The organism is Aquabacterium parvum, assembly GCF_001447195.1.
GTDB classification, from domain to species: domain Bacteria; phylum Pseudomonadota; class Gammaproteobacteria; order Burkholderiales; family Burkholderiaceae_C; genus Aquabacterium; species Aquabacterium parvum.
Genome location: NZ_LFRI01000451.1, coordinates 1 through 1101 on the forward strand (window position 1 = coordinate 1; position 1101 = coordinate 1101).

A 1101-nucleotide genomic window follows, 5' to 3' on the forward strand; every position below is an offset into this window, starting at 1 on the left:
TGAGCACCGCCCAGGCCATGCGCGCGTTCTTGGCTGCGATGGCGATCACCGCGCGCCAGTAGCCTCGCCGCTCAGCCACCGACTTCGCCCATCGGCTGATCGGGTCGCTTTTGTTGCCTGCAGCGGCCAGCACGGCTCGCGCGCCCAGCACCAACAAACTTCGCAGGTAGCTGTCACCGGCCTTGGTGATGCGCCCCAGCCGGCTCTTGCCGCCCGAGCTGTATTGTCCTGGCGTCAGGCCCAGCCAGGCGGCGAACTGCCGCCCACAGTCGAACTCGTGCCCGTTGCCGATCATGGCCACCATGGCTGTGGCCGTCGTCTCGCCCACGCCGCGCAGCTTCATCAACTGCTGTGCACGCGCGTCTTCGCGCGCCATCTGCGCAATGTGCCGGTCGTACTGCTCGATGCGCTCGTCGAGCCGGTGCAGCTCGCTGAGCGCATCGCCAATGGCCAGGTTGGCCCAGCCGGGCAAGTCCTCCAGGCATGCACCGGCTTGCCGGCGCACGGTGGCCGCCTTCAGCGGCAACACGATGCCGAACTCCGACAGCAGGCCGCGGATGCGGTTGATCATGCCGGTGCGCTGCTCGATGAAGGCCTGGCGCATGCGGTGCACCGTCAGGCGGCCTTGCTGCTCCAGGCTCTTGACCGGCACAAACCGCATGTTCGGCCGCTGTACGGCCTCGCAGATGGCGGCAGCATCCGCTGCATCGTTCTTGCCTCGTCGTCCGCTCATGCGATAGGGCGCCACGAACTTGGGCGCCATCAGGCGCACCGTGTGGCCGAAGCCGGCGAACACCCGCGCCCAGTGGTGCGCGCCCGAGCAGGCCTCCATGCCGATGGTGCACGGCGGCAGCGCCGCCACCATGCCCACCAGCTTGTCTCGCGCCACCTTCGGGGCCACCAGCACAGCTTTGCCATGCTCATCAACGCCGTGCAGCGCAAACACGGACTTCGCGAGATCGATTCCAACGAACAAAATGGTCATGGACTTCCCCTTCCGAGTGAGTGGATGAGATTCGCAACCCCATCGTGGCACTTCGTTGCCGTTCGCCGCAATATGCGGCTAGCTCGGGACGGGGAAGTCCCTTTCATTCGTTAGGC

The 1101-nt window shown here is 66.4% G+C and carries 1 protein-coding gene; it reads right to left on the reverse strand.

Annotated elements, in window-relative coordinates:
* On the reverse strand, nucleotides 1-985 hold a 985-nt coding region (locus ABG80_RS17600; RefSeq protein WP_058088917.1), incomplete at its 3' end, for an IS110 family RNA-guided transposase.
* Nucleotides 986-1101 lie beyond the last annotated feature (116 nt).